Origin of the sequence: Arenibacter echinorum (genome assembly GCF_003259375.1) — a bacterium.
Classification (GTDB): domain Bacteria; phylum Bacteroidota; class Bacteroidia; order Flavobacteriales; family Flavobacteriaceae; genus Arenibacter; species Arenibacter echinorum.
Genome location: NZ_QLLN01000003.1, coordinates 94,722 through 116,270 on the forward strand (window position 1 = coordinate 94,722; position 21,549 = coordinate 116,270).

At 38.0% G+C, this 21,549-nt stretch carries 23 protein-coding genes; 5 read left to right on the forward strand and 18 right to left on the reverse strand.

Annotated features, from left to right (window positions below; all coding sequences use genetic code 11):
* Window positions 1-66 precede the first annotated feature (66 nt).
* The 12 genes from LV92_RS07645 to LV92_RS07700 all read right to left on the reverse strand — a co-directional run bounded on the left by LV92_RS07645 (window position 67) and on the right by LV92_RS07700 (window position 11,704).
* Window positions 67-906: a hypothetical protein gene (locus LV92_RS07645; protein ID WP_111623072.1), complete on the reverse strand. Its 840-nt coding sequence runs from the start codon at window positions 904-906 to the stop codon at window positions 67-69.
* Between the two features lie 319 nt (window positions 907-1,225).
* Window positions 1,226-2,290, reverse strand: a complete 1,065-nt coding sequence (gene rsgA / locus LV92_RS07650; protein ID WP_111623592.1) for a ribosome small subunit-dependent GTPase A — start codon at window positions 2,288-2,290, stop codon at window positions 1,226-1,228.
* 352 nt (window positions 2,291-2,642) lie between these two features.
* Window positions 2,643-3,590, reverse strand: coding sequence for an L-histidine N(alpha)-methyltransferase (gene egtD, locus LV92_RS07655; RefSeq protein ID WP_111623073.1), 948 nt, complete (start codon window positions 3,588-3,590; stop codon window positions 2,643-2,645).
* A complete protein-coding gene (egtB, locus tag LV92_RS07660) occupies window positions 3,587-4,738 on the reverse strand; it encodes an ergothioneine biosynthesis protein EgtB (RefSeq protein WP_111623074.1) in 1,152 nt (383 codons plus the stop codon). Before egtB ends, egtD begins: the two co-directional genes overlap by 4 nt.
* Entirely contained in the window at window positions 4,738-5,466 is a 729-nt protein-coding gene (locus tag LV92_RS07665) for an FAD-binding oxidoreductase (protein ID WP_111623075.1), read from the reverse strand. Before LV92_RS07665 ends, egtB begins: the two co-directional genes overlap by 1 nt.
* 10 nt (window positions 5,467-5,476) lie before the next feature.
* Window positions 5,477-6,331, reverse strand: coding sequence for an SDR family oxidoreductase (locus LV92_RS07670; RefSeq protein ID WP_111623076.1), 855 nt, complete (start codon window positions 6,329-6,331; stop codon window positions 5,477-5,479).
* A 3-nt stretch (window positions 6,332-6,334) separates the two neighbouring features.
* Window positions 6,335-6,958: a ferric reductase-like transmembrane domain-containing protein gene (locus LV92_RS07675; RefSeq protein WP_111623077.1), complete on the reverse strand. Its 624-nt coding sequence runs from the start codon at window positions 6,956-6,958 to the stop codon at window positions 6,335-6,337.
* Between the two features lies 1 nt (window position 6,959).
* Window positions 6,960-7,157: a hypothetical protein gene (locus tag LV92_RS07680; protein ID WP_111623078.1), complete on the reverse strand. Its 198-nt coding sequence runs from the start codon at window positions 7,155-7,157 to the stop codon at window positions 6,960-6,962.
* A gap of 94 nt (window positions 7,158-7,251) precedes the next feature.
* Window positions 7,252-8,691 carry an alkyl/aryl-sulfatase gene (locus LV92_RS07685; RefSeq protein ID WP_211322946.1) on the reverse strand — a complete coding sequence of 480 codons (1,440 nt, stop codon included), beginning with the start codon at window positions 8,689-8,691 and terminating at the stop codon, window positions 7,252-7,254.
* Window positions 8,692-8,947: 256 nt separating this feature from the next.
* Entirely contained in the window at window positions 8,948-9,811 is an 864-nt protein-coding gene (locus LV92_RS07690; RefSeq protein WP_111623079.1) for an AraC family transcriptional regulator, read from the reverse strand.
* Window positions 9,812-9,959: 148 nt separating this feature from the next.
* On the reverse strand, window positions 9,960-10,673 hold the full coding sequence (locus LV92_RS07695) for a CPBP family intramembrane glutamic endopeptidase (RefSeq protein ID WP_170126300.1): 714 nt from the start codon (window positions 10,671-10,673) through the stop codon (window positions 9,960-9,962).
* Between the two features lie 173 nt (window positions 10,674-10,846).
* Window positions 10,847-11,704 (reverse strand): alpha/beta fold hydrolase, encoded by an 858-nt coding sequence (locus LV92_RS07700; RefSeq protein ID WP_111623081.1) that lies wholly within the window; start codon window positions 11,702-11,704, stop codon window positions 10,847-10,849.
* A 54-nt stretch (window positions 11,705-11,758) separates the two neighbouring features.
* Between LV92_RS07700 and LV92_RS07705 the strand changes: the two genes are divergently transcribed.
* Window positions 11,759-12,388: a TetR/AcrR family transcriptional regulator gene (locus LV92_RS07705; protein WP_111623082.1), complete on the forward strand. Its 630-nt coding sequence runs from the start codon at window positions 11,759-11,761 to the stop codon at window positions 12,386-12,388.
* Here LV92_RS07705 and LV92_RS07710 read toward each other — a convergent pair.
* From LV92_RS07710 to LV92_RS07730, 5 genes are all read right to left on the reverse strand, one after another.
* Complete coding sequence (locus LV92_RS07710; RefSeq protein ID WP_111623083.1) at window positions 12,358-12,966, reverse strand: hypothetical protein; 609 nt, start codon at window positions 12,964-12,966, stop codon at window positions 12,358-12,360. The genes LV92_RS07705 and LV92_RS07710 overlap by 31 nt on opposite strands.
* Before the next feature lie 70 nt (window positions 12,967-13,036).
* Entirely contained in the window at window positions 13,037-13,606 is a 570-nt protein-coding gene (locus tag LV92_RS07715) for a Crp/Fnr family transcriptional regulator (protein WP_111623084.1), read from the reverse strand.
* Between the two features lie 161 nt (window positions 13,607-13,767).
* Window positions 13,768-14,418 (reverse strand): hypothetical protein, encoded by a 651-nt coding sequence (locus LV92_RS07720; protein ID WP_111623085.1) that lies wholly within the window; start codon window positions 14,416-14,418, stop codon window positions 13,768-13,770.
* Window positions 14,402-14,893, reverse strand: coding sequence for an RNA polymerase sigma factor (locus LV92_RS07725; RefSeq protein WP_111623086.1), 492 nt, complete (start codon window positions 14,891-14,893; stop codon window positions 14,402-14,404). Before LV92_RS07725 ends, LV92_RS07720 begins: the two co-directional genes overlap by 17 nt.
* Before the next feature lie 31 nt (window positions 14,894-14,924).
* Window positions 14,925-15,365 (reverse strand): hypothetical protein, encoded by a 441-nt coding sequence (locus LV92_RS07730; protein ID WP_111623087.1) that lies wholly within the window; start codon window positions 15,363-15,365, stop codon window positions 14,925-14,927.
* Window positions 15,366-15,773: 408 nt separating this feature from the next.
* Between LV92_RS07730 and LV92_RS07735 the strand changes: the two genes are divergently transcribed.
* On the forward strand, window positions 15,774-15,989 hold the full coding sequence (locus LV92_RS07735) for a hypothetical protein (protein ID WP_111623088.1): 216 nt from the start codon (window positions 15,774-15,776) through the stop codon (window positions 15,987-15,989).
* A gap of 52 nt (window positions 15,990-16,041) precedes the next feature.
* Here the strand turns inward: LV92_RS07735 and LV92_RS07740 are convergent, their stop codons facing one another.
* Window positions 16,042-16,491 carry an RNA polymerase sigma factor gene (locus tag LV92_RS07740; RefSeq protein WP_170126301.1) on the reverse strand — a complete coding sequence of 150 codons (450 nt, stop codon included), beginning with the start codon at window positions 16,489-16,491 and terminating at the stop codon, window positions 16,042-16,044.
* A 324-nt stretch (window positions 16,492-16,815) separates the two neighbouring features.
* Here LV92_RS07740 and LV92_RS07745 point away from each other — a divergent pair, with 324 nt between their 5' ends.
* The 3 genes from LV92_RS07745 to LV92_RS07755 all read left to right on the forward strand — a co-directional run bounded on the left by LV92_RS07745 (window position 16,816) and on the right by LV92_RS07755 (window position 21,539).
* Window positions 16,816-18,030, forward strand: a complete 1,215-nt coding sequence (locus LV92_RS07745) for a Tm-1-like ATP-binding domain-containing protein (RefSeq protein ID WP_245946298.1) — start codon at window positions 16,816-16,818, stop codon at window positions 18,028-18,030.
* 303 nt (window positions 18,031-18,333) lie between these two features.
* Complete coding sequence (locus LV92_RS07750) at window positions 18,334-20,055, forward strand: purine-cytosine permease family protein (protein WP_111623091.1); 1,722 nt, start codon at window positions 18,334-18,336, stop codon at window positions 20,053-20,055.
* Window positions 20,055-21,539, forward strand: coding sequence for a mannitol dehydrogenase family protein (locus LV92_RS07755; RefSeq protein WP_111623092.1), 1,485 nt, complete (start codon window positions 20,055-20,057; stop codon window positions 21,537-21,539). Before LV92_RS07750 ends, LV92_RS07755 begins: the two co-directional genes overlap by 1 nt.
* Window positions 21,540-21,549: the final 10 nt, after the last annotated feature.

Here is a 21,549-nt window from a genome sequence, read left to right on the forward strand (position 1 = left end):
CAAAAGACCAGTGACTTTCAATTAGACTTTTCTACAAAATTATTTAATTAAGGATTAGCGGATTTTTTAATTGGAATAGATATTAAAAAATTCTGCCGTATCCTTAATATCATTGATTCCCAAAATCCAACAAACTTCAGAGAGGTCGGAAAAGTCTATACCACCTTGTGAAATGGCCTTATTGTTGTAGCGTCCATCCTTTCCGTTATATTCATTTGAAATTTCAATAGCGAGTTCCCAAACTTCAATCAATTTTGGATTTGTGATTTTATCCTTCCACTGGGTGTATTCTGCTGACAGAAACCCAGGTGTCCCATTACCAACGACATTGCCGTCCGGTATTTTATGATAATCGGTGTTTTTCTTTACAAATTCAAGATCCTCTGGAGAGGTAGATTTTTCATTCCAATCAGAATGTTGCACCACATGTATATTTTCGGAGGTGTTTATTTCTGGTAAATTGGCTTGAATGGACTTAATAAGTTCTGCGGTAAAATCCGATTGGCCCGCCTCGGCTATCCATACATCACCTTTATTTAAAAGGGTTGCAGTTATTTTGGACCTAACTTGTTCCACTGCGGTTTGTGTATTATTATGTGCATCCGTCCAATTGTCTTTAAAAGCCAGTTCCAACAATGGATTGGGAGGAACGTATAAGCCGCTCTGAATACCATAGGTGCCTGCAACAGCGTGATAATTAATTTTAGAAAAATTAGGATCGGACATAAGGGTAACAAAGGCAGCTATAGTATGCAGGTCATCTACATCGGTTTTACAATCATACTGAACTAATAGCAGGTCCTTTTCTATATTGAAACTGCCTGCTTGCAATGCGCCATTATCCAAGTCATTATTTTTGCAGGACAATAATATTATCGCTATTATAATTAATGTTCTTGATACCATTTTCAATCATTTGATTTAGTTCCAATTTACGTTTTTTACTCAAGACAAGAGCCCGTAATTACTGTTTATTAACCCTGCTATCTATATACTGGTGTTTATAACTGATTGTTTTTATATAAGTAACACATATCAAATTTGTGCTCAAAGACAGCCAAATTGGATCTAGAACCAAACATTTATAGGGCTTAATAATTATTGCTACCAGTTTGCGAATATTTACAAATTCATTTTAGCAGGTCGGTCTACGGTAACCGGAGAAATGCTCGCTAAATATTAATAATAGAGGAGTATGGGCAATTGTCATTTGGTCTATTTCAACCTAGTATTTATTATTTTTTCTTTCTTTTTGTACCCTTTTGATCATTTTCCCAAAATCTTTATCCTTCTTTTTTCTCTCTTTAAGGTCCAGTTCAAAATGCATTCTCTCTTTCTCCATCTTAATGAAATTGGCATACGTATCAAAGTCCAATCCTCCATGATTAATGGCATCAAGAACGGCACATTTCTTTTCATTGGTATGGGTGCAATCGCTGTATTTACAATCTTTGGCCATGATCTGGATTGCATCAAAGGTAGTTGCAAGGCCATCGGAATTGTGAGTAATACCTACTTCTCTCATTCCCGGATTGTCAATTAAAATCCCATTTTCAAAAACAATTAATTCCCTATGGCTGGTAATATGTCTACCGCGATCTATACTTTGGCTTATTTCCCCTGTTTCCATGAAATGGGTTCCTGTCAAAGTATTTATGAGAGTGGACTTTCCAACGCCTGAAGAACCTAATAAACAATAGGTTTTCCCTTTCGTTAATTTGGATTTTAACTTTTCAATTCCTATTTGGGATTGGTTGCTTATTGCGAATAGGGGAACATTTTTAACCCTGTCCTTTACTTGAGCCATTAATTTTTCCAACTGCTGATTCTCTATTAAATCCACTTTGCTCAAAACAATAATCGGTTCAATCTTCGAAGCATTGCAAATGGTTAAGTATCGTTCTAATCGGTTTATATTAAAATCCCTATTTACAGATTGTACTATTAGTCCAAAATCAATATTGGTCGCAATAATTTGGGTTTGTCCCAATTTGCCAACGGCTTTTCTTTCTACAGTTGATTTTCTGGGAAATACTGCGTGAATAAGGGCTTTGTTTTCATCATATTCGGATAAGGAAACCCAATCGCCAACAGCTGGTAAATCATTCTTATTGGTAGCCGTAAATCTCAGATTTCCTATAAGTTCAGCATCAAATTCGCCATCTTCAGTTTTTACGGTATATCGATCTTTGTGCTGTGAAATAACTCTACCAATACCAAATGAATCAAGATGATGTGCTTTGCGGTATTCTTCCAAAACTTTATTATATCCTAAATTTTCAAGTATCATTTCCATTCTGTTAAGGCACATGGTTTACAGGAGTTAAAAAACGGCTACTACAGTGTATTACTCCTACATCTAAGGTATTCATTGCCATCCATATACACAAGAGAAGTTAAAAGGTTCATTTATCCGAGAACCAATTTTTAAGGAAATTATTTAGCTTGAATACCTACCCAGAACTGTTGATAAATATGTTTTTTTTAGAAGAACTCGGTTTAAGAGTGTGGATGCACTTAAAGAATATGTAGCCAAGTTTAGGTTTCCTTCTTTGAGTTAAAGTATAAATTGATTTCTGCTCTTAGTTCTGGAGATTGGCAACTTTAGACATCACAAATGCACTAATACTTTATTTTATACATTATTGTTTCTCAATAATATAATCGGCAAAATAGTTTTGAGAATCTGTTATCTTACCAACAATATTTAGCCCCGTATTTAAACAGATCTTTTGAATAATAATGTCATCGTATTTTCGTGAAATTTCGGTGTGGATCTGTTCTTCTTTTTTGAATGCTACTTTCATGTCCAAGCTTTTAATCTCTACCTCTTGATTGACAATACTTTTGATAGCGCTTTTGGCTACTCCTTCTTGTTCGTCATACATAGGTGTATGTTCAAACAAATCGGTGTTAAAATCTGCATCAAGTTCGCTGTTTATTCTACTCAATAAATTAAGGTTAAACGCGCTGGTTACCCCCTGACTATCATTGTAGGCAGGGAGCACAATGTCCTTGCTTTTCTTTAAATCCACGCCAAGTATAAGTTTATCACCTTTGGATAAATTTTCACTAAGGTGGGTTAAAAAAGAATTTGCCTCCACATTTTCCATATTTCCAATATTGGAACCTAGGAACAATATAACTTTGGAAAGGGGAGAGGGTTTTAGATCATGTAGGATATGAAAATAATCCCCTAGTTTGGGACTGATTTTTTTATTTGGAAGTTGCTGATGGATATTTTTTTCGATTTGATCTAGGGCTTTTGCTGAAATATCAATAGGGGTGTACTGGTATTGAAAGTGGTGGGCGTCCAGCGCTTTCAGTAATTCAATAGTCTTATACCCATCACCAGCACCAAGCTCTATCAGGTCGAAGCTTTTTTGATGTGTTACACCTAGGAGTTTAATAATTTCAGAAGCTTTCTTTTCAAAAATTTCAAACTCTGCATTGGTCAAATAATACTCGGGCAATTTCATGATTTTAGAAAACAGTGCAGAACCCTTTTCGTCATAAAAATATTTTGAGGAAAGCCTTTTTGGGCTTGTACTCAGCCCTTCTTTAACATCGATGGCGAATTGTTTGTTCATTTTGCTAAACGTATTCCGGTAAATTGCCATTGGGCATTTGGGTGAAAAAAATTGCGATAAGTGGGCCTGCTATGTTTTGGTGAAGTAGCCATGGAGGCACCACGAAGCACCATTTGATTAATCATAAATTTGCCGTTGTACTCGCCAATAGCACCATCGGCTTTTTTAAAGCCAGGGTAAGGCAAATATGCACTATTGGTCCATTCCCAGCGCTGCCCCCAATTAAGTTGGCCTGAAGCTATTTCCCACTCAAATTCTGTGGGCAACCGCATGCCTTTCCATTCAGCAAAAGCCATGGCTTCATAAAAACTTAGGTGTTTTAAAATGTCGTTTTCGTTTATTTTCTGAAATCCTTTTAAGGTATAATGCATCCATTGGCCATCTACCTCATGCCAATACAAAGGCATTGAAACTTGGTTTTGCTTTAACCACGACCAACCTTCATCCAACCACAAATTAAAATCTGTATAGCCGCCAGCTTCAATAAACTCAAGGTACTCGCCATTGGTCACCAAGCCTTTTTGAATCTCAAAATCGTGCAAATATACTTTGTGTACTCCCAATTCATTATCAAAACAAAAACCATCTCCCTGGTAACCAATGGTGTATACACCTTCTGGGATTTTCACGCTACCTGTTTCTATATTCCTTTCTTGGTCCAGTAAACTAGTGTCGGAATCATAGGCAGGAAATAGTGGGTTTTGTCCAAACATGTATTTGATATCGCTCAGCAATAACTCTTGATGTTGTTGCTCGTGATGCAGGCCTAAAGTGACCAATTGAACGATGTCGGCATCCAACTTTTGATGCAATAATTGCCACATGGCAGTATCCACATATTGTCGGTAAGCAGAAACTTCGTCGGTTGTCGGTCTGGTCAGATTGCCTCGTTTTGCCCTTAAGACCCTATTTCCCGCATTGTTGTAATAACTGTTGAACAAGTAGGGGAAATCTTTATTGAAAAGCTTATAATCCGGGAGATGGGGAAGCAGCACAAAGGTTTCAAAAAACCAACTGCTATGTGCCAATTGCCATTTCGCCGGACTGGCGAATTCGGCAACCTGCACCACATAATCCTCGGTTTGGAGTGGTTTGCAGATCTGCTCCGTATAAGTACGAACTTCTTTGTACTGGTCCAATATATCCATTATTCAAGTCCTTTTTTATCTGGATTCCAGAAGGGTTTGGTTTTGATTTGTTTGGTTTCCCAATGCAGTTCCTGTCTAAAAAACCGGTTCAAGGCCACACAAAGTCTACTATCGCCTGCTATGTATGCCATTTTTTTACCTTTGAAAGTAGAGACTTTTTCTCTTACCATGGTAATAATATCTTCGGAAGGGTTTTCTGGCAATTCGTAAAAATCGAATGGGAGGGTACCGTCAACATCAGGAAATAGGTCCTGTTTGTCTTGGCTGTACAAAATGCTTTCCACCTGTTTGTCTTTGCCTATATTTCTGCGAATCATATAAAGGTGTGATAGCGCAGAGAGGTCGCCTACCATCATGTAGCTATCTGCAGAATCTTCCGCTAAAAAGTTGCCCTTTTTGGTTTTAAAATAAATCTTTTCGCCCACATTGCATTCTTTTATCCATTGACTGCCAATACCATTGCTATGGGTAGCAATGGCTACATCTATATACGACTTGTCTTTGTTGATATCCCAAATGCTATAGCTTCTCATTTTGTCCTTTAGCGACAATTCGTCTTTGCCAATACCGAGTCCCATACGTAGGAAGGAACCGGGTATAAAGTTGATCTTGCCTATGGTTTCGTTTTTTAGACGAATTTTAAAAGCCGCCTCGGAAAGTTTCACTTTTTCAGTGATTACGGCATCTTTTAATACTACGGATTTTAATATGGACTCAATTAAACTCATGCTTTTCTTTTTATGAATGCTTTTTATGATAATTCTCTATCATGGCCAAAGGCGATTTATGTGGTCTTCCGACAGCTTTTTCATAATCTGAAACCACCTCGTTGGCACCATTTCTAATGCCTTCATAAATACCTGCAATGATAGTTCCTAGAAATTCTCCCAAGGCAGCCTGGCGTTCTTTTTTATAGTCTTCAACGGAAACTGTATTATATTTTAAATTGGTTTTATACACCTGATTGATATATTCCGCCAATTGAGTTTGGGTAATGGCTTCTCCAACAAGATTTAGGGTTTGTCCGTTAAGCCCATCATTTAAAAGTAGTTGTGCGTAGGCAAAACCCAATTCTTCACGACTGGTATATGTACATTTTCCGTCTGCTGCACAATTAGTAATCCTTCCTTCTTTTACATAGGTTTCCATATATTCCAAGTCGGGTTCAATATAAATGCCGTTTCTGCCAATAATCCATTGTAAACCAGAGTTGCGCACATCTTCTTCCGTTTGGCGATTGCTTTGCACCACCGGACTAAATGCCGTATTTTTTTCATCGCCTACAATACTGGTGTACACTATTTTTTGAACTCCATTTAGCTTTGCGGCTTCAATCACGTTGCGGTGTTGCTGAATTCTCTTTTGAGGTTGGTCCATTCCCGAAACCAATAACAATTTATCAACTCCTTTTAAGGCTGCATCAAAATCTTCATGACTGTTGTAATCACCTTTTCTTACTTCCACACCTAGGTACTTGGCCTTTTCAGGCGTGCGTGCAATGCCTATTATGTTTTCTTTACCAATTTCCTGAATCAATGCTTTTGCTATTGAAGCCCCTAATTGTCCGCTAACGGATGTTACTGCAATTTTCATGAGTTATATTTTTTTAGTTTGTAATCGATATGCCATAATGCTTTCTTTAATAGGGGTTATTCTTATAATAAAACCCAAGCCAACAATTACCGCATAGATCAGCCAGGTTTTATCTAAAAGAGCTACATGAAGTAAACTCAGAATTATGGCAACATACGCCAAACTTTGCAATTTTTTCCACTTCGCCTTTAATCGTTTCATGGATTTTCTATTGGATGTAAACAACAAGGGAAGAAGTATAAGTACCGCTATAAAGCCAGCAATGTAGTTGGTTTGGGTAAATGTTTCCAATAGACCTTCGCCCCAAATAAAAATGATGAAGTGCAGGATGCTCCATACCGCTGTAGCTATACCCATGGCTTGGCGTACAAAAAGGTTATTGACCCCAAATAGTATAAAGAAGGGGGTACAAGTAAGAACAGCTGTCATCCAACGTATTGCAAATTCACCGGAAATATGATACAACATTTCCAAAGTGGATCTTCCTTCACTTCCAGCACCTTCAATCAAGTTAATGGACAACCCATTGGAAAAATCGATATTAAACATACCAAAAATGATAAATAGGGGCAAGATGGCCAAAACGGCTACAATCATCCACCCGTAGTTTCGTTTTATAAAGTTCATTCTATTTATTTGTCGTTATAACTTCCAATTCCTTTTCTAAGGATTCGGCTTTTTCCTTAAATTTTTCCACTGCCTTTTTAAGCTGAGCTACTTTTTTAAAGACTTCGGCATCTTGAATGGCTTCAAAAGTAAGCTGGCCATCTATTTCTTTTATTTTGGATTTGCCCCCACAGCTTGGGCAATTGGCTACTTGACTCATAGTTGTTTTTTTACAAAATTGCCATTGGTTTGGCTATTTAAAAAGGTGTATGTATTAAGGATAATGGTGATTCTGAGACCGCCTATAAAAACTGTTACAAGGCGCTTTCTTCCAAACTCTTCTCCAATTCATAAGAATAGGATAGGTAATAGTTTCTTGCGGGAGCATTGATTTGCTGTGCCGCCAAAGCTCTTAAAAGCGCTATCTTAACTTTTGTGACTTTAACTTTTTCATAGTCTGTTTTTAGTAGATAGTCGGCCAATTCTAATCCCCACTGGTAATCACTTTTTTCTAATGCTTGGCTCAGTTTATGAAACATTTTTTCCTCTCCACCTGCCAATTCAACCATATGTTTGGCCTCTTGTGATGAAGAAAGGGGATAAAGGTTGGTAGGGTTACCATCAAACCAGCCTACATAGTGCAAAAATATAGAACGAACGCCCCATGGCACAGACCCGTAAAACTCCTGTAAGTTGGGTTGATTTATTAACGAATCTGCCAACCTTACGCTGTCAACGGTTTGTTGTAGCGTATACCCCTTGTTCATGGCATCTATGGTTTGTTGGTATACACTTAAAATAGCTGTTGAGTAGTTTTTTAAATTGCTATGGACAAGAGTTTTTCCTGAAACAGGACGGGTATGCCCCGGCACAAGGTATTCCACAGGGTAGGTACTCATTTTTTGAATGGATTCGCCCCATGATTTTACATCCCTATATTGCGAACCCCGAATAGCATAAAGGTTTGGAAATGATTTGTAGTAATTATCTCCGGTAAATAATGTTTTCAAATCGGGAATCCAAACAAAGAGCTCGTCATTTGTTTCCCCATCAGCGGCATGCAATTCAATATCTATGCCGGCCAAGTTAAGGGTTATAGAGTCTTGAAATGTAAGGTTAGGTGCAATATACCCTTTTCCGGCCCTATCAGTTGGAGTAATACCTGGGGCCACACCTCTGTTAATGATATCTTTAACAGGTAAATCGCGCCCAAATTGACGTATGTTTCTCTGTTTTAATATAGGCTCTACCGGTGAATGCTCCTCTAACTCATCCTTAAATCCCTCCCGCGCAATGATCTTTACGTCTTTGTTATTGCCTATAAAAGCTGATGTGCCCCCAGTATGATCCAGATGGCCATGTGTATAAATTAAAGCTTCCACAGGTTTATCGGTTATATTCCGGAATTCTTCCGCTACCTTTTCCGCTGCACCCAAGGCACGTAGCGCATCAATGATCACTACCCCTTGTTCTCCAATAACCATAGAGGCATTGGAACCATCATAGCCTACGGCCACATATACCTTTTCGTTCAATTTGATGATTTCTGGAATAAATTCGGCATTCTGACTTTTTAATTTGGTGATATTCGGATGTTCTTGATCCTGCACTTGGGATGTATTTTGTTTGGGTGAATTTTGACATGCCTGCATCAAAATAATTCCTAAAATAAGCAAAGAACCTTTTATAATTGCTTGGTTCCTGACTGTTTTAAAGGAGTATGTAACCGCTATTTGACTTTTCAATTTGTTCATATTAATAGATTTAATTTGAAGACTTGTTCAATTCCTTACAAAATTCGCAATAATAGAAACCTTGGGAAAGGTGAATGTTTTGATAAAAATGGTAAATGTGAAACCAGGATTTTAGCGGTTCCATAAATGGAATAGGGGCAGGGTTGTTTTTTTTTTGGAATAGTGTAAATTATTGTCGACAAAAATTAATCTTACTAAATCAAATTAACAACGCGGAAAATCTTAGGGTAAGAATGGTAAATACGGAACCACATTTTTATATTTCCGCTTTAAATTGTTTGGGCGTAGTGCCAGTATGTTTTTTAAAGAATTTGGTAAAATTGGTCACTTCATCAAAACCCATGGCATATCCTATTTCCTTTAAACTCGAACTTGTACTGGCTATGGCCCTTTTTGTTTCGAGCGTTACAAAATCATCAATAAAATGTTTGGCCGTGTTCAAGGTAAATTCCTTTACGATCTGGTTCAAATGTTTGGTAGAAACCTGTAGCATTTTTGCATAGTCCTTTACATTCCGGGTTAGGGTATATTGTTTTTCCACCAAATTCTTAAAATCAAGAAACATAGAATAATGCTGATGGTTCTGCTTTGGCAGTTGGGTAGAATCTGTAAGTCTTTCCAATCTTAGCAAATATAGCTCTAGTATGGCGCCTACAATGTTCCTTTGTGCGTAGGTGTTTTCTGCCTCCAATTCAACCAGCGTCTCCTTTATGAATGCTTCATTTAAATTACTTCCTTCCACTAGTGGTTTGGATAAATGATAATTGTAGAGATGGGAAATAAATTCAATAGACGATTTAGAAAAATAATTCAGAACAAATTCTTCGGTAAACAAAATAAGGAATCCATCATAATTAGGGTTTTCCTGAAAAGCATGTACTTGACCTTTGGCTATTTTTAAAACCGTACCCTTTTTTAATGGATATTCCTTCAGGTCAATTTGATGACTTCCAACGCCGTTGGTTACAATCAACAAGGCAAAAAAACTGACCCTATGTGGCAAGTGGGGATTATGTTCCAAACCTGCCTTAATTTTTTCAAACAACTTGGATAGATCAAGGAACTCGAATTCTTTTTCGTTTTCTTCGCTCTCGAATGATACGTTCGGGATTGTTTTCACAGGGTTTAGTAAATGATGGATTTGTGTTTAATGATTCCCAATATAGGAAATATTCATAATTGCTCACTTACAGCCTTGAACTCTCTTGCCATATCCAGGGGTAGGTAATGCTTTGGTAGACGATATTGGTGCAAATCGCAATTGTTTTTTAGCCAAATGGTGTTCCTATGACGTGAAAGACTAGATCAAAGGTAATATGTGACATAATAGCGATAAGTAATCCCCGTTTCCAAAATATCCACCCGAATGTTGACCCCGTTATTAAGTTTCCTATCATTGTTGTACCAATGGTAAAAGGCCTTGGCTCCACAAAATTCTTTGACAATGGTAGATGAACAAGGCCAAATACTATTGCTGAAATTATAATGCCTGTCCAGATCATTTTATTCGACGGATTTTCTGCCTTTTTCAAAAATTGAATGACCGTAATTATTAAAGACATCAAACCTAACCTAAATATTATTTCTTCGCTAATTCCGGCCGAGAAGGACACAAGGGCATAAAAGGGCTTGGATGGGCGTGTTAGTTTATGCGAAACTGGATAAAACTCTTTTTGCACTTCAAATAATACCAATAGGAGTAAGGCTACTATTGTTGCTAATAGAATACTTGAAAGTAAGGCTTTCCAATGTAATGTTTTGTGTGTAGGTTCCTTGGAAAAATAACTGGCCAGAAGAGGAGCTCCCAGATTGGCTCTTGAAGAAACCCATAAACCAATAAAAATCAATATTGTACCCAAAATAAGACTGCTAATGCCAATGGTCAACAGCTCATCATAAATTGATCCCTTCAGATTAAGGTTTGCCAAACCGGCCTCCAATTTCAATCTTTTGACTTCCCTACTAAAAGGTATGTTTATCAAGGAACCAAGTATGAAGAGAATTAGTAAGGTTATTGCAATTTGCCACCGATACCTTTTCTTCCCTTCCTTGCCCTGGACGATTGATAATGTAAAAAAATCTCTCAATTTACTTTGGTTGCCCTAATACAGGTTTATGTTAAATGTGAGCGTTTTGTAAATATACATGCAGCACTTTAATTTTTCAATATTATTTTTTCGATGGCATAATTATCCATCCTGCTTTGCACATGTTTGGAGTTTTCCAACATTACTACTTTTTTTAACGAAGGGAAAATCTTATTTGCTCGGTTTATCATTTTTGTTCCAGGAAACATAATATCCTTTTTAGCGGCAAACAGGGTGATCGGAGTACTTATTTGTGAGGCCTCTTCTTTAGTTATAACAGGAACAGGAGTAAAATCCATTTTAAAATGTAGAAATACTTTTGCTAAATATTTAAGAGCAAAATTATCTGGCTCAGTAAAAAGGGTTGTTAAAAATTTTTCAAGGTATTTGACCTTTTGGGTTTTTATATAAAGCTTCATAGGAATAAACACCCTGAATAATAAAATTAGTGGATTTCCATTGACTATAAAAGCAGGGGCCGACAAAAATACTTCTTTGATATTTTTTTCATTCTGAATCAATGTTTTAAGTATGATCAGTCCCCCAAAGGAAAAACCGGCCATGGTAACATTATTAAGCTTTAGCTGATTTATAATATCATTGATCCATACGCCATAGCTATTGTCTTTCATACTCAATCTAGTTTCTGCGCTTTTATTTGGTTGGGCAAGAACATCTATGGCAAATACTTGAAAATCCTCATGAAGGTTAGGATAGGTTTCCAATGCAATGGGAGCACAGCCATTGGAACCGTGTATCAACAAAATAGGGGGTTTTGTTGAATCTCCTGTGACGATAATATTGGTTTTTCCAAATTGAGTATCAATGATTTTGTAATTATAATCTATGTCTAAATCCTTTATTTTTTGCTCATAAAGATTTATAATCTCTTTTTGACCTATTTCGGATTTGTATAATGATTTCATTTTGTAATTTTAGGACAAATTTACTAATAATATATTTTTAGGACAAGTTTACTAATGAGTAAAAAAAAGAAATTGATTTTGGAAGCCGCCAGGACTTTATTTAACGAAAACGGCTATCATGATGTCACTATAAGAATGATTGCTTTAAAAATGAATATGAGTTCAGGAAATTTAAATTATCATTATAAAAAGCGGGAGGATATTTTTGAAGCATTATATTTTGAAATGGTTTCAGAATTTGATCAAAGGATCCATGTGTTACCGAATATGGAAGTGTCTATAGAAAAGCTTAGAAATGATGTTGAGAGCAGTATGAAGAGAATGTTGGATTATACCTTTTTTTGGACCGATTTATACAACCTTCTGTCCATAAGCGATAGGGTGAGGGAACATTTCCAAGAAGTTTACAAAAAAAGGATAAGTGGGTGTTTTTTGTTATTCCAAAAATTGAAACAAAAAAACTTGATGAGGGACGCCTCATTTGAAAAGGAATATAACTTTCTAGCAGAAAGAATGATTAATTATGGTAATACTTGGCTGTACTCCAGTCGACTTTACTCAAATAAGTTGGATACCCATAATATAGAATATTACGTGAATGCCTACTTAAGTATATTATTTCCATATCTTACTTCTAAAGGAAAAAGGGAATTTCAACATTTATTGCCAGAGCTTTTTGGGTGATGTGCTATGGCTTGTTCTTTGTTCCGCTCAATAATTTTTATTCCTAACCATTTAATAGTATAAACTAAAATGGCTATCCAGGCAATTGAAGTCAGTACTCCTTTTAAAACAGTAAAGGTACTTGATAATAGGACGATGGTTTCGGATGTCTCGATTGATTTCGTAATCATTAAAATGATACCTATATTTTCTGCATAATCAAAGATCATCGCCAAGAACGGGATAACCAATAGTACTGATGTTACCTTACTAGTAGTTTTGGTTATTTTAAAAAGTCGAAACAAAAGGCTACTTAAGAATAGTGCCAATAAAAAAGGATACAATACATCCAATAGTGTTAATTGCGGGAAAAGATAAAGGGCAGTAGTCCTATCATTTAGGTTGTTTACAATTGATTCCGCTACGGAAACATCATATCCAAAGGTTTGGAGATCGAAAACTTGGGTTCCAATTTGATCATTGATCACCGGCAAAGTAAATATCCACATCAGGAGCAGAACCAAGTGACTTGCAACGAATGAAATACAAATTTTCTTTACCGAGGAAGTTTTTAGGAGCAAGGAATTTAAAATAGACATAATGAATGTTTTTGATTAAAAATCAAAGGTTGGCAATTCATCAGAAGATTCCATTAACAAATGATAAGCGTTAAGATTGTGTTCTTAATCTACTTAAAGAAATAGTGGTTACCCCTAAATATGATGCTATGTCAGAATGGGGTATGAGGTTTTCTATATTCGGAAAATTATCTCTCAGAAGTTGCAACCTGTCCTTACCTTTAAGGGACGCCAATGCTATTTCTTTTTGAACTTTTCCCATTAATTCATTTCTTAAAACAGTATTGCCGAAATGTCTTATTTCAAGATCTTCCACCATTAATTGTTCAAACTCATCAGCATGTATAGTCGCTATTACAGTATCGGTCAATGCGCGTATATTGATAATGGATTTCCCGTCTTTATGTCTTGTTGTATAAGGGGATATTATTGAGCCCGACATAAAGAATGAAATTGTTACATCATCTCCTTCCGGAGTGTATAGAAAACTTTTACAGATTCCCTCAAGGATAAAATACTCCAGATTATTATTTTGGCCCACGGCGGTAATTAGTTCTCCCTTTTTTACATCAATGTATTCCGCTAACTCTTGGATTTTTGCCAATGATTTACTCGAAATAGGGGATACGGAGTTAATAATTGCACTAAGCTTTTGGTACATCTCTAAAAGTTAAAATAATGGCCTTACACCTTAATAATATAATTTGAGGGGTTTTAACGTCTGGACTGGTAAGTTGTAAGATAACATTATTTAAAAAACTAACCCCTGAAAACCCTTTATTTTCTCATTAATTGTATTCAGTGTATTCCGCATTTCTCTCCTTAGGATAGGGGTTGTTCATCTCTCAATTCCTCCATTTCAGCAAGGGCCAAGTCGAGCTTTCTCAATATTCCCCCATAAATCGTTTTTACATCCTTACTATGAATTGCCTTACTGAAAATGCCCATCAGAACAGCCGCAATTATTATGATAATCGTGGTGTAGATATGTAGCCCGAACACCATATCATTTGAGTTGGCTGCGACCATTTCCCGCTTGCCTGCAAATATATCGGAAAACCAAATTCCAAAGTAGAAAACAAGTATTAGGACAGGGTATACTACCCTATACATTTTTCCATACCGATCTATAGATTTGGATATCCAATCCTTAAAGGATTTTAAAAAAGTATAACTGCTTTGCCCTTTATCTATCTTTTCCAAAGCCTTTAATTCTTGGTAAGCGGTGTATGCAACCCAGAGCATCATTATTAGTACAATACTGCCGGCAAGCAAAGCTCCTGCGAAATAGGACGCAATAAACAGCAGGGAAGAGCCAATGATAATTCCCCATATATTGATCAAGAACAATTTTTGGAATTTATCGATGATATGAATCGATTTCATGTTGTAAATGTCGTTTACCTTGGGAGCTATTAATGCATCCCTATTTAGGAAACCTTCTTTCCAAATGGTTTCAATTGATTTTTCCATCTAAGATTTTTTTTAATCGTACTTTAATTCGTTTTATCCGGACCCCAATGTTATTAGGGTTGGTGCCAATGATATCTGCAATTTCCTGATAGGTTTTTTCTTCCAGATAAAGCAAAATCACCCCTCTGTCCACCTCGGACAGCTGCCGAATTGCAGCATAAAGCTGCTCAAGGGAGTCGTCGATAAAAATACAGGGCTCATCCGATATATCTGAGGGTAGCTTATCCGAGGCTAAACGCTGACGGTTGTTTTTCTGTTTCTTCAACAAGGTCATGCTTACATTAAGAGATAGTCTATATACCCATGTAGACCACTCGGAACGTGCCTGAAAGTTATTTCTGCTTTTCCAAATTTGTAAGCACACCTCTTGATAATAATCTTCGAAATCTTGCTGGGTATTGGTATATGCCCTGCATATCTTTATGATAATTGCGGCATACGGCAAAATGGAAGATGTATAAAAATCGTTGCTCACTCTTTTAGTTTATTGGCTTGGTTAAAGGGTATTATATCATCTTCCCTGCATCCTTGGCCCGCGAATCCAAATTACGTCCTACGACTAGGCCGATTAGCATTCCGAGGGCAATGCCGAACGATATACCCAGAGACCGCTCAAAATTCGAAAGTACTACTATTCCAAAAATAATTCCAAATGATGATCCCAATCCTATACCAAGGTTGGTGTAATATCCTTTAGGGGTTAAGGAAAAAGTTTCTTTCAAATATTTTAGAAACTGTTTTAGTGCTTTTTTATTTTTTGTTGTAGTTGCATTTAATTGAAGAACATCAAGTTGCTGTTCAATAGATTGAATTTCAGAGTCCAACAAGTCACTGTTCTCTAAACTCGTCAATATCTGAATGAACTTTCGGTAAATCTTAATTTCAGACTTTTTAGTCGTTTTGGATTCCAAATTTTTGAAATGGTCAAGTGCATTTTTTAATGTCATAATTTTAATCTTTTCTTGGTTAGTGGCTAAAGACAAAGATTATTACACCCTATGTGTATATTTTTTTAAAAGATATGCGTTTTACCGGTAAAATTACTCTCAAGTACATTGGTAATGTCCCCACCCAATGGGTAGTGTTAGAGGGAAGATGTGCTCACACTTCCGTTTTGCCCCTAACAAAGATCATTTTCTGGCTTTATTCTATTTTGCTCAAAAATTAATTAGGAAAAATTGTGCCACCTTATAAATATAGAAAAAACCTGGAATTGAAGACCCATCATGGAATTCTAATAATACAATTATTTGTTTGTTACATTTCTTATATACTTAGTTACATACGTAATATTTGACAAGGATTTCTTTCTATAGTTTTGGTTTTAATTCAGAAACAATCTAAAAACAGAGAACATGAAATCAAAAATTTTATTTATTCTGTCCATTTTTTCTCTATTATTAATTGGTAATTCCTGTGCAAGCGACAATGAAGCTTGTCAAGAGGAACCAGAAGTTTGTGCTTGTTTTAATAATCCTCTAAGATGTGTTTCTCCGGTAGGAACTAATGAGGTTCAGTTGGATTCCCTCAATGCCGTATCCAAACTCCCGGTTAGAAAAAAGCAAAATTAATCCTATCTAAAAGATTTTTAGAATTAAAACTAGCTTTTACAACTTAGGAATATCAATACCAAATTGTTTTTTTCTCCTTGAGCCATTTCTTAATAGATTGGGTAGCTCGACTTATATGTTTTTCCATGGCCTTTTCCGAGATGTCTAATTGGGATGCTATTTCCTTGTGCTTGTACCCCGATTTTTTGCTGAGTAAAAAGACTTCCTTGTTTTTTTTTGGAAGCTGATTTATTGCCGATTCCAACAGCTGCATCCTTTCTTCCATTAACGTTTCATCTTTTTCTACAAAATCCATCAGCACAGTATTTTTTATCTCTAATAGTGCAAGCTCTTCCTTTTTAAGTTTTCTATATTCCTTGAGAAAGGTATTATAGACAGCTCTATATAGGTAATTTTTTAAAGAAGATCGGATATTTAGGGTATCCCTTTTAATCCAAATTTTGACCAAGGTTTGTTGTAGATTAATTGCACTTGAAATAATCATTTTTGTCAGTTTGTTCATTGATCTTATTATAAAATAATGTATTGTCATTTATATTGTTGATCAATTTAAATACTAATCTGGCAATTAACCTTAGTAAAAACTAGGTATGTGGGACTTAATACAATGAGAATGGCGTTCTGACCACTTGATAAGACACTCTTTTTACCAAAAAAGATGTTATATTGGCTGGAAACTTTTATGATTTCAATCCAGACATGGGAAGACAAGAAGCGGGTCACGGGTTGTTGCTGCTTAACTAGGGCAATAATAATTTCAAGACAGTACCCTATATTATAAGTAGTGTTCGACTTCAACTTTTAATCAAAATCAAAACTTATGGTTATGGCCGATAAAAGTATAGTAATGCTGGGTTGCTTTGATACCAAGGGGGATGATTTTTCCTATCTCCTAAATAGTCTCAGGGAGCTGGACCAGCAGGTAATCACGATAAATGCGGGCGTTATGGAGACTTCCGTTGACTTTCCCATAGATGTGGACCAGGATGCTGTAGCCGAGGCCTCGGGCTCTGTCCTGGAAACTATCCGGGCATCCAATGACCGGGGCAGGGCGGTGGAGCTGATGGGAAAGGGCGCAGCGGCCATTCTGGCGGAGCTGGCCTCCGAGAACCGGATCAAGGGGGTCATCGGGATGGGCGGGGGAGGAGGAACCTATATCATCTTGGAGGCCATGCAGGCGGTGCCCCTGGGCATCCCCAAATTTTGCCTGAGCACGGTAGTGGCCAAGGACCTCTCCAGACAGATAGGGGTAAAGGACATTACCCTGATGTCCTCGGTAGTGGACGTGGCCGGCCTTAACAGTATCAGCAGCCTGTTGATAAGGCAGGCGGCATCGGCGATCACCGCCATGGCGGATACCAAGGTGGACCCCTCGGAGGAGATCAAAAAGAACATCGCCATCAGTATGTTCGGGAACACCACCAAATGCGTGGACAAATGTACCGAACTTCTAAAGGCCAAGGGCTACCAGGTCATGGCCTTCCATGCCACCGGGGTAGGCGGGGCAACCATGGAATCGCTGATCCGGGAAGGGGTCTTCGACGCCGTGCTGGACGTTACCACCACGGAACTTGCCGATGAGCTCTGCGGGGGCATTTTGAGCGCAGGGCCAGACCGGCTTACCGCAGCATCTGAAATGGGGATCCCTCAGATCGTAGTACCGGGATGTCTGGATATGGTAAACTTTGCACAAATTGATACGCTTCCCGAAAGGTACAAAACAAGACAGCTCTATAGTTGGGCACCGGACGTGACCCTGATGCGCACCAATGTCGCAGAGAACGAGACCTTGGGAAAACAGTTGGTGGACAAGCTGATAGGGGCCAAGGCCCCTGTGGAGATCCTCATCCCGCTAAAGGGCATATCCCAGATCGACAGAGAAGGGGATATATTTTATGATCCAGAAGCGGATTCCGCCCTTTTCGGGGCTATAAGGAAAAAAGCCAAAAGCAGCGTACAGGTCATGGAGGTTGACGCCCATATCAACGACGAGACCTTTGCCAATGTTTTGGTGGAGCGATTGTTGAAAATAATGGAATAAAAAGTAATACGAAACAAAGAACTATACAGACCGGTAGTATTGGAAAAAAGTTAAGATAATTATAAGAGTTATTGGGTAATCCCAGTCCAGTACCAAGATTTTTTTTTGCTTCTTGAATTAGTTATAAATTAAGGATTCCATAATATAGGAGCCTTTTTTTTTAATTTAATTAAAACTATAGTCTTCAAATTTAAATTTTATATATTGGAGTAATATATTGCCTACCATTGAAACGATTATCATTGCCTATCCACTCCGTAATTGTAAATAAGAAGAATTCAATTACTCTAGCCAACTTAAAATATGGATACTACCAACGATTTTAAACAGTTCGAAAACTTAAACGAGGAACAATTACCCGTTGCCAAACATAAATTACACGACTGGACCCATTTTGCCGGACTATATGCCGCAGAACATGTAGCGGCGACAGAGTTCGTCATAGGAGCTACCTTTGTAGCCCTGGGTGCGAAAACAATGGACATTTTATTGGGTCTGTTGATCGGGAATATCTTGGCCGTACTCAGTTGGACATTCATTACTTCCCCAATTGCAGTAGATACCCGCTTAAGTCTTTATACCTATCTCAATAAGATTGCCGGAGATTCAATGACCAAACTCTACAATTGGGCCAATGTTATCATCTTTTCGGTCATATCCGCAGCTATGGTAACGGTATCCGCTACAGCAGTTAGATTTGCTTTTGATATCCCGGCCCAACTTAATTGGTATCCAACCAATATGTGGTTCATTTTAATTGTCTTGTCTGTGGGTATCGTTGTGGTATCCATTGCGCTTTATGGTTTTAACGCTGTTTCCGAATTTTCGGGCCTATGTGCCCCATGGTTGTTCGTAATGTTCACCAGCGGTGCCATGGTGCTTTTACCTGCTTTATCCTTGGACGTTTTGGATAAAACCTTACCCGTTGGTTGGACCGATTTTATTAGCTTGGGCGATCAATCTATATGGACAGGAACAGATAGCAATGGGGAACCGGGCATTGGGTTAATAGAAGTTATCGGCTTTGCTTGGGCAGCCAATACCATTACCCATTTCGGACTTATTGATATGGCGCTCCTGCGTTTCGCCAAAAAGAAATCCTATGGTCTGGCTACCAGTACCGGAATGATGTTCGGGCATTATGTGGCTTGGATCGCTGCCGGTATTATGGGTGCCGGAACCGCTGTAATTCTTGGAAAGGCAATCGTGGAACTGGATCCAGGTGATGTTGCCTATTATGCCCTTGGTTGGTCAGGATTCGTCATTGTAATTGTAGCGGGATGGACTACGGCCATCACCAATCTTTACCGAGCTGGTTTGGCAGCACAAGCAATTTTCTTTAACCATTCACGAAAAAAAACTACGATTGTCGTTGGTTTGGTGACCATTGTTATAGCCTGTTTTCCTTTTGTATTTTCACAGATACTACCCTTACTTACCTATGCAGGTCTGTTGGTGGTACCAGTAGGGGCCATCGTATTTGCAGAACATCAAATCTTTCCCAGAATAGGATATACCCGCTATTGGTCGTCCTATCGTCAATTGACCTTCAGTACTCCCGCTGTAGCTTCATGGGGCTTGGGATTGGTATTTGGTTTTGGACTGAATGCACTTAATGTAATGTCCTTCTTCTATCTATTTCTTCCCACTTGGATTTTCACTATCTTAGTGTATACATTTTTGGCAGCCCGCTACGGCGCCAAGGAGAAATATCCAGAAGCTGAACAAAAGGAAATTGTCCGCAACCAAGAGATTGCTATGTTTCAGGAGCAGCAGGCCAAAACAGAGGCCAAGCCTGTTGTAGTCATATCTATATTTTCCAAGGTACTGAAAACAATTGCGATTATTGCCCTAGTTATTACCTTGGTCTTGGCCTGCGTGGTATTATTTGGCAGTGCCGATGAAAATATGTACCTCGAAAATCGGGAAATATTTTACAGATATGCATTTATTTGCACCATCATTTATTTTGTTGCAGCCTATTGGGCTTTGCTACGTATAAAATCAAAAAAAGCTAAACTTTAATGAAAAATACTATACTTCTTAATCAAGGGAATTTGGCTCAATTGGGCAAACTAATCCCTGTCCCTGCTTATAATCGCAAGGAACAAAAAGTGGGAATTGTCCATATTGGAGTAGGTGGTTTTCACAGGGCCCACCAAGCTTATTACACACATAAGCTTATGGAAAGCTTTAGTGCCGAAGATTGGAGTATATGTGGAATTGGTTTGAGAGAAGGGGATCGGAAAATACATGATGTCCTTAAAAAACAGGACGGACTTTACACCCTTATCGTAAAGCATCCCGATGGTAAGATAGAACCCCAGATCATAGGTTCCATAATCGATTTTAAACTGGGTGTGGATGAGACCGAGGCCGTTCTGGATATCATGGCTGATTCCGATACAAAAATTGTTTCCCTTACCATTACTGAAGGGGGCTATAATTTTAACCCTACCACTGGAGAATTTGATTTTAGCAATCCCGACATCCAACATGAATTGAAAAATCCCGATAGCCCTAAAACCGTATATGGATATTTAACGGCCGCATTAAAAAGGCGTCGTGATGCGGGACTAGCGGCATTCACCATTATGTCTTGTGATAATATTCAGCACAACGGGGATGTTGCACGCAAAATGTTGCTAGCGTTTGCTCGAAAACAAGATATGCCCTTGGCCGAATGGATTGAAAAAGAAGTGTGTTTTCCAAATAGTATGGTAGACCGTATAACCCCTGTTTCAAGTCCATCGGACATAGATTATTTGGATAATACCTATGGCATAAAAGATGGGTGGCCAGTAACCTGTGAGCCCTTTATACAATGGGTGGTTGAGGATAACTTTTCCAATGGTCGACCCGATTATGAAAAGGTGGGGGTGCAATTTGTACCTGACGTGAAACCTTACGAGGAAATGAAACTCCGCCTGCTAAACGCGGGGCATTCGGTACTGGGTATTCTTGGCGCTATTCACGGGCATAAGACCATTAATGCCTGTATGGAGGACCAAACTTTCGTTACCTACTTAAGGGCTTTTATGGATAAAGAAGTAAGCCCTGTATTGCAAGAGGTGAAAGGGATTGATCTAAATAAATACAAAGACAGTTTACAGGAGCGCTTTGCCAATCCCAATATAAAGGACAGTGTTAGCCGTATTTGTTCGGAAAGTTCTGCCAAGTTGCCAAAATTTCTAATCCCGACCCTACAGGAAAATTTGGAGGGAAAAGGAAGCATTAAATTTGCAACCTTGGTGATTGCGGCTTGGTGCTACTATAATGATATGGGGCTTGATAAAAATGGACAATCGCTTGAAATAATAGATGCCATGAGCGGGGAATTAAAGCAGGCAGCCCAACAAACCAAGACCGATCCACTTGCCTTTATTCGACAAGAATCCCTTTTTGGTGATCTTGCAAAAAACAAGCAATTCTCTGAGCTCTATGTGGATATGGTTCAGAAAATCTATGAAAAAGGCGATATTAAAAAGCAGATGCTAAGTATGCTCTAGAAAAACCACT

Coding starts and splice junctions, on each gene's coding strand:
- LV92_RS07680 (WP_111623078.1), bottom strand. CDS start 7,157: ATGAGTCAAGTAGCCAATTGCCCAAGCTGTGGGGGCAAATCCAAAATA.
- egtB (WP_111623074.1), bottom strand. CDS start 4,738: ATGGATATATTGGACCAGTACAAAGAAGTTCGTACTTATACGGAGCAG.
- LV92_RS07675 (WP_111623077.1), bottom strand. CDS start 6,958: ATGAACTTTATAAAACGAAACTACGGGTGGATGATTGTAGCCGTTTTG.
- LV92_RS07755 (WP_111623092.1), top strand. CDS start 20,055: ATGAAAAATACTATACTTCTTAATCAAGGGAATTTGGCTCAATTGGGC.
- LV92_RS07685 (WP_211322946.1), bottom strand. CDS start 8,691: ATGAACAAATTGAAAAGTCAAATAGCGGTTACATACTCCTTTAAAACA.
- LV92_RS07730 (WP_111623087.1), bottom strand. CDS start 15,365: ATGACATTAAAAAATGCACTTGACCATTTCAAAAATTTGGAATCCAAA.
- rsgA (WP_111623592.1), bottom strand. CDS start 2,290: ATGATACTTGAAAATTTAGGATATAATAAAGTTTTGGAAGAATACCGC.
- LV92_RS07720 (WP_111623085.1), bottom strand. CDS start 14,418: ATGGAAAAATCAATTGAAACCATTTGGAAAGAAGGTTTCCTAAATAGG.
- LV92_RS07700 (WP_111623081.1), bottom strand. CDS start 11,704: ATGAAATCATTATACAAATCCGAAATAGGTCAAAAAGAGATTATAAAT.
- LV92_RS07710 (WP_111623083.1), bottom strand. CDS start 12,966: ATGTCTATTTTAAATTCCTTGCTCCTAAAAACTTCCTCGGTAAAGAAA.
- LV92_RS07750 (WP_111623091.1), top strand. CDS start 18,334: ATGGATACTACCAACGATTTTAAACAGTTCGAAAACTTAAACGAGGAA.
- LV92_RS07740 (WP_170126301.1), bottom strand. CDS start 16,491: ATGAACAAACTGACAAAAATGATTATTTCAAGTGCAATTAATCTACAA.
- LV92_RS07670 (WP_111623076.1), bottom strand. CDS start 6,331: ATGAAAATTGCAGTAACATCCGTTAGCGGACAATTAGGGGCTTCAATA.
- LV92_RS07715 (WP_111623084.1), bottom strand. CDS start 13,606: ATGTACCAAAAGCTTAGTGCAATTATTAACTCCGTATCCCCTATTTCG.
- egtD (WP_111623073.1), bottom strand. CDS start 3,590: ATGAACAAACAATTCGCCATCGATGTTAAAGAAGGGCTGAGTACAAGC.
- LV92_RS07735 (WP_111623088.1), top strand. CDS start 15,774: ATGAAATCAAAAATTTTATTTATTCTGTCCATTTTTTCTCTATTATTA.
- LV92_RS07705 (WP_111623082.1), top strand. CDS start 11,759: ATGAGTAAAAAAAAGAAATTGATTTTGGAAGCCGCCAGGACTTTATTT.
- LV92_RS07665 (WP_111623075.1), bottom strand. CDS start 5,466: ATGAGTTTAATTGAGTCCATATTAAAATCCGTAGTATTAAAAGATGCC.
- LV92_RS07745 (WP_245946298.1), top strand. CDS start 16,816: ATGGCCGATAAAAGTATAGTAATGCTGGGTTGCTTTGATACCAAGGGG.
- LV92_RS07645 (WP_111623072.1), bottom strand. CDS start 906: ATGGTATCAAGAACATTAATTATAATAGCGATAATATTATTGTCCTGC.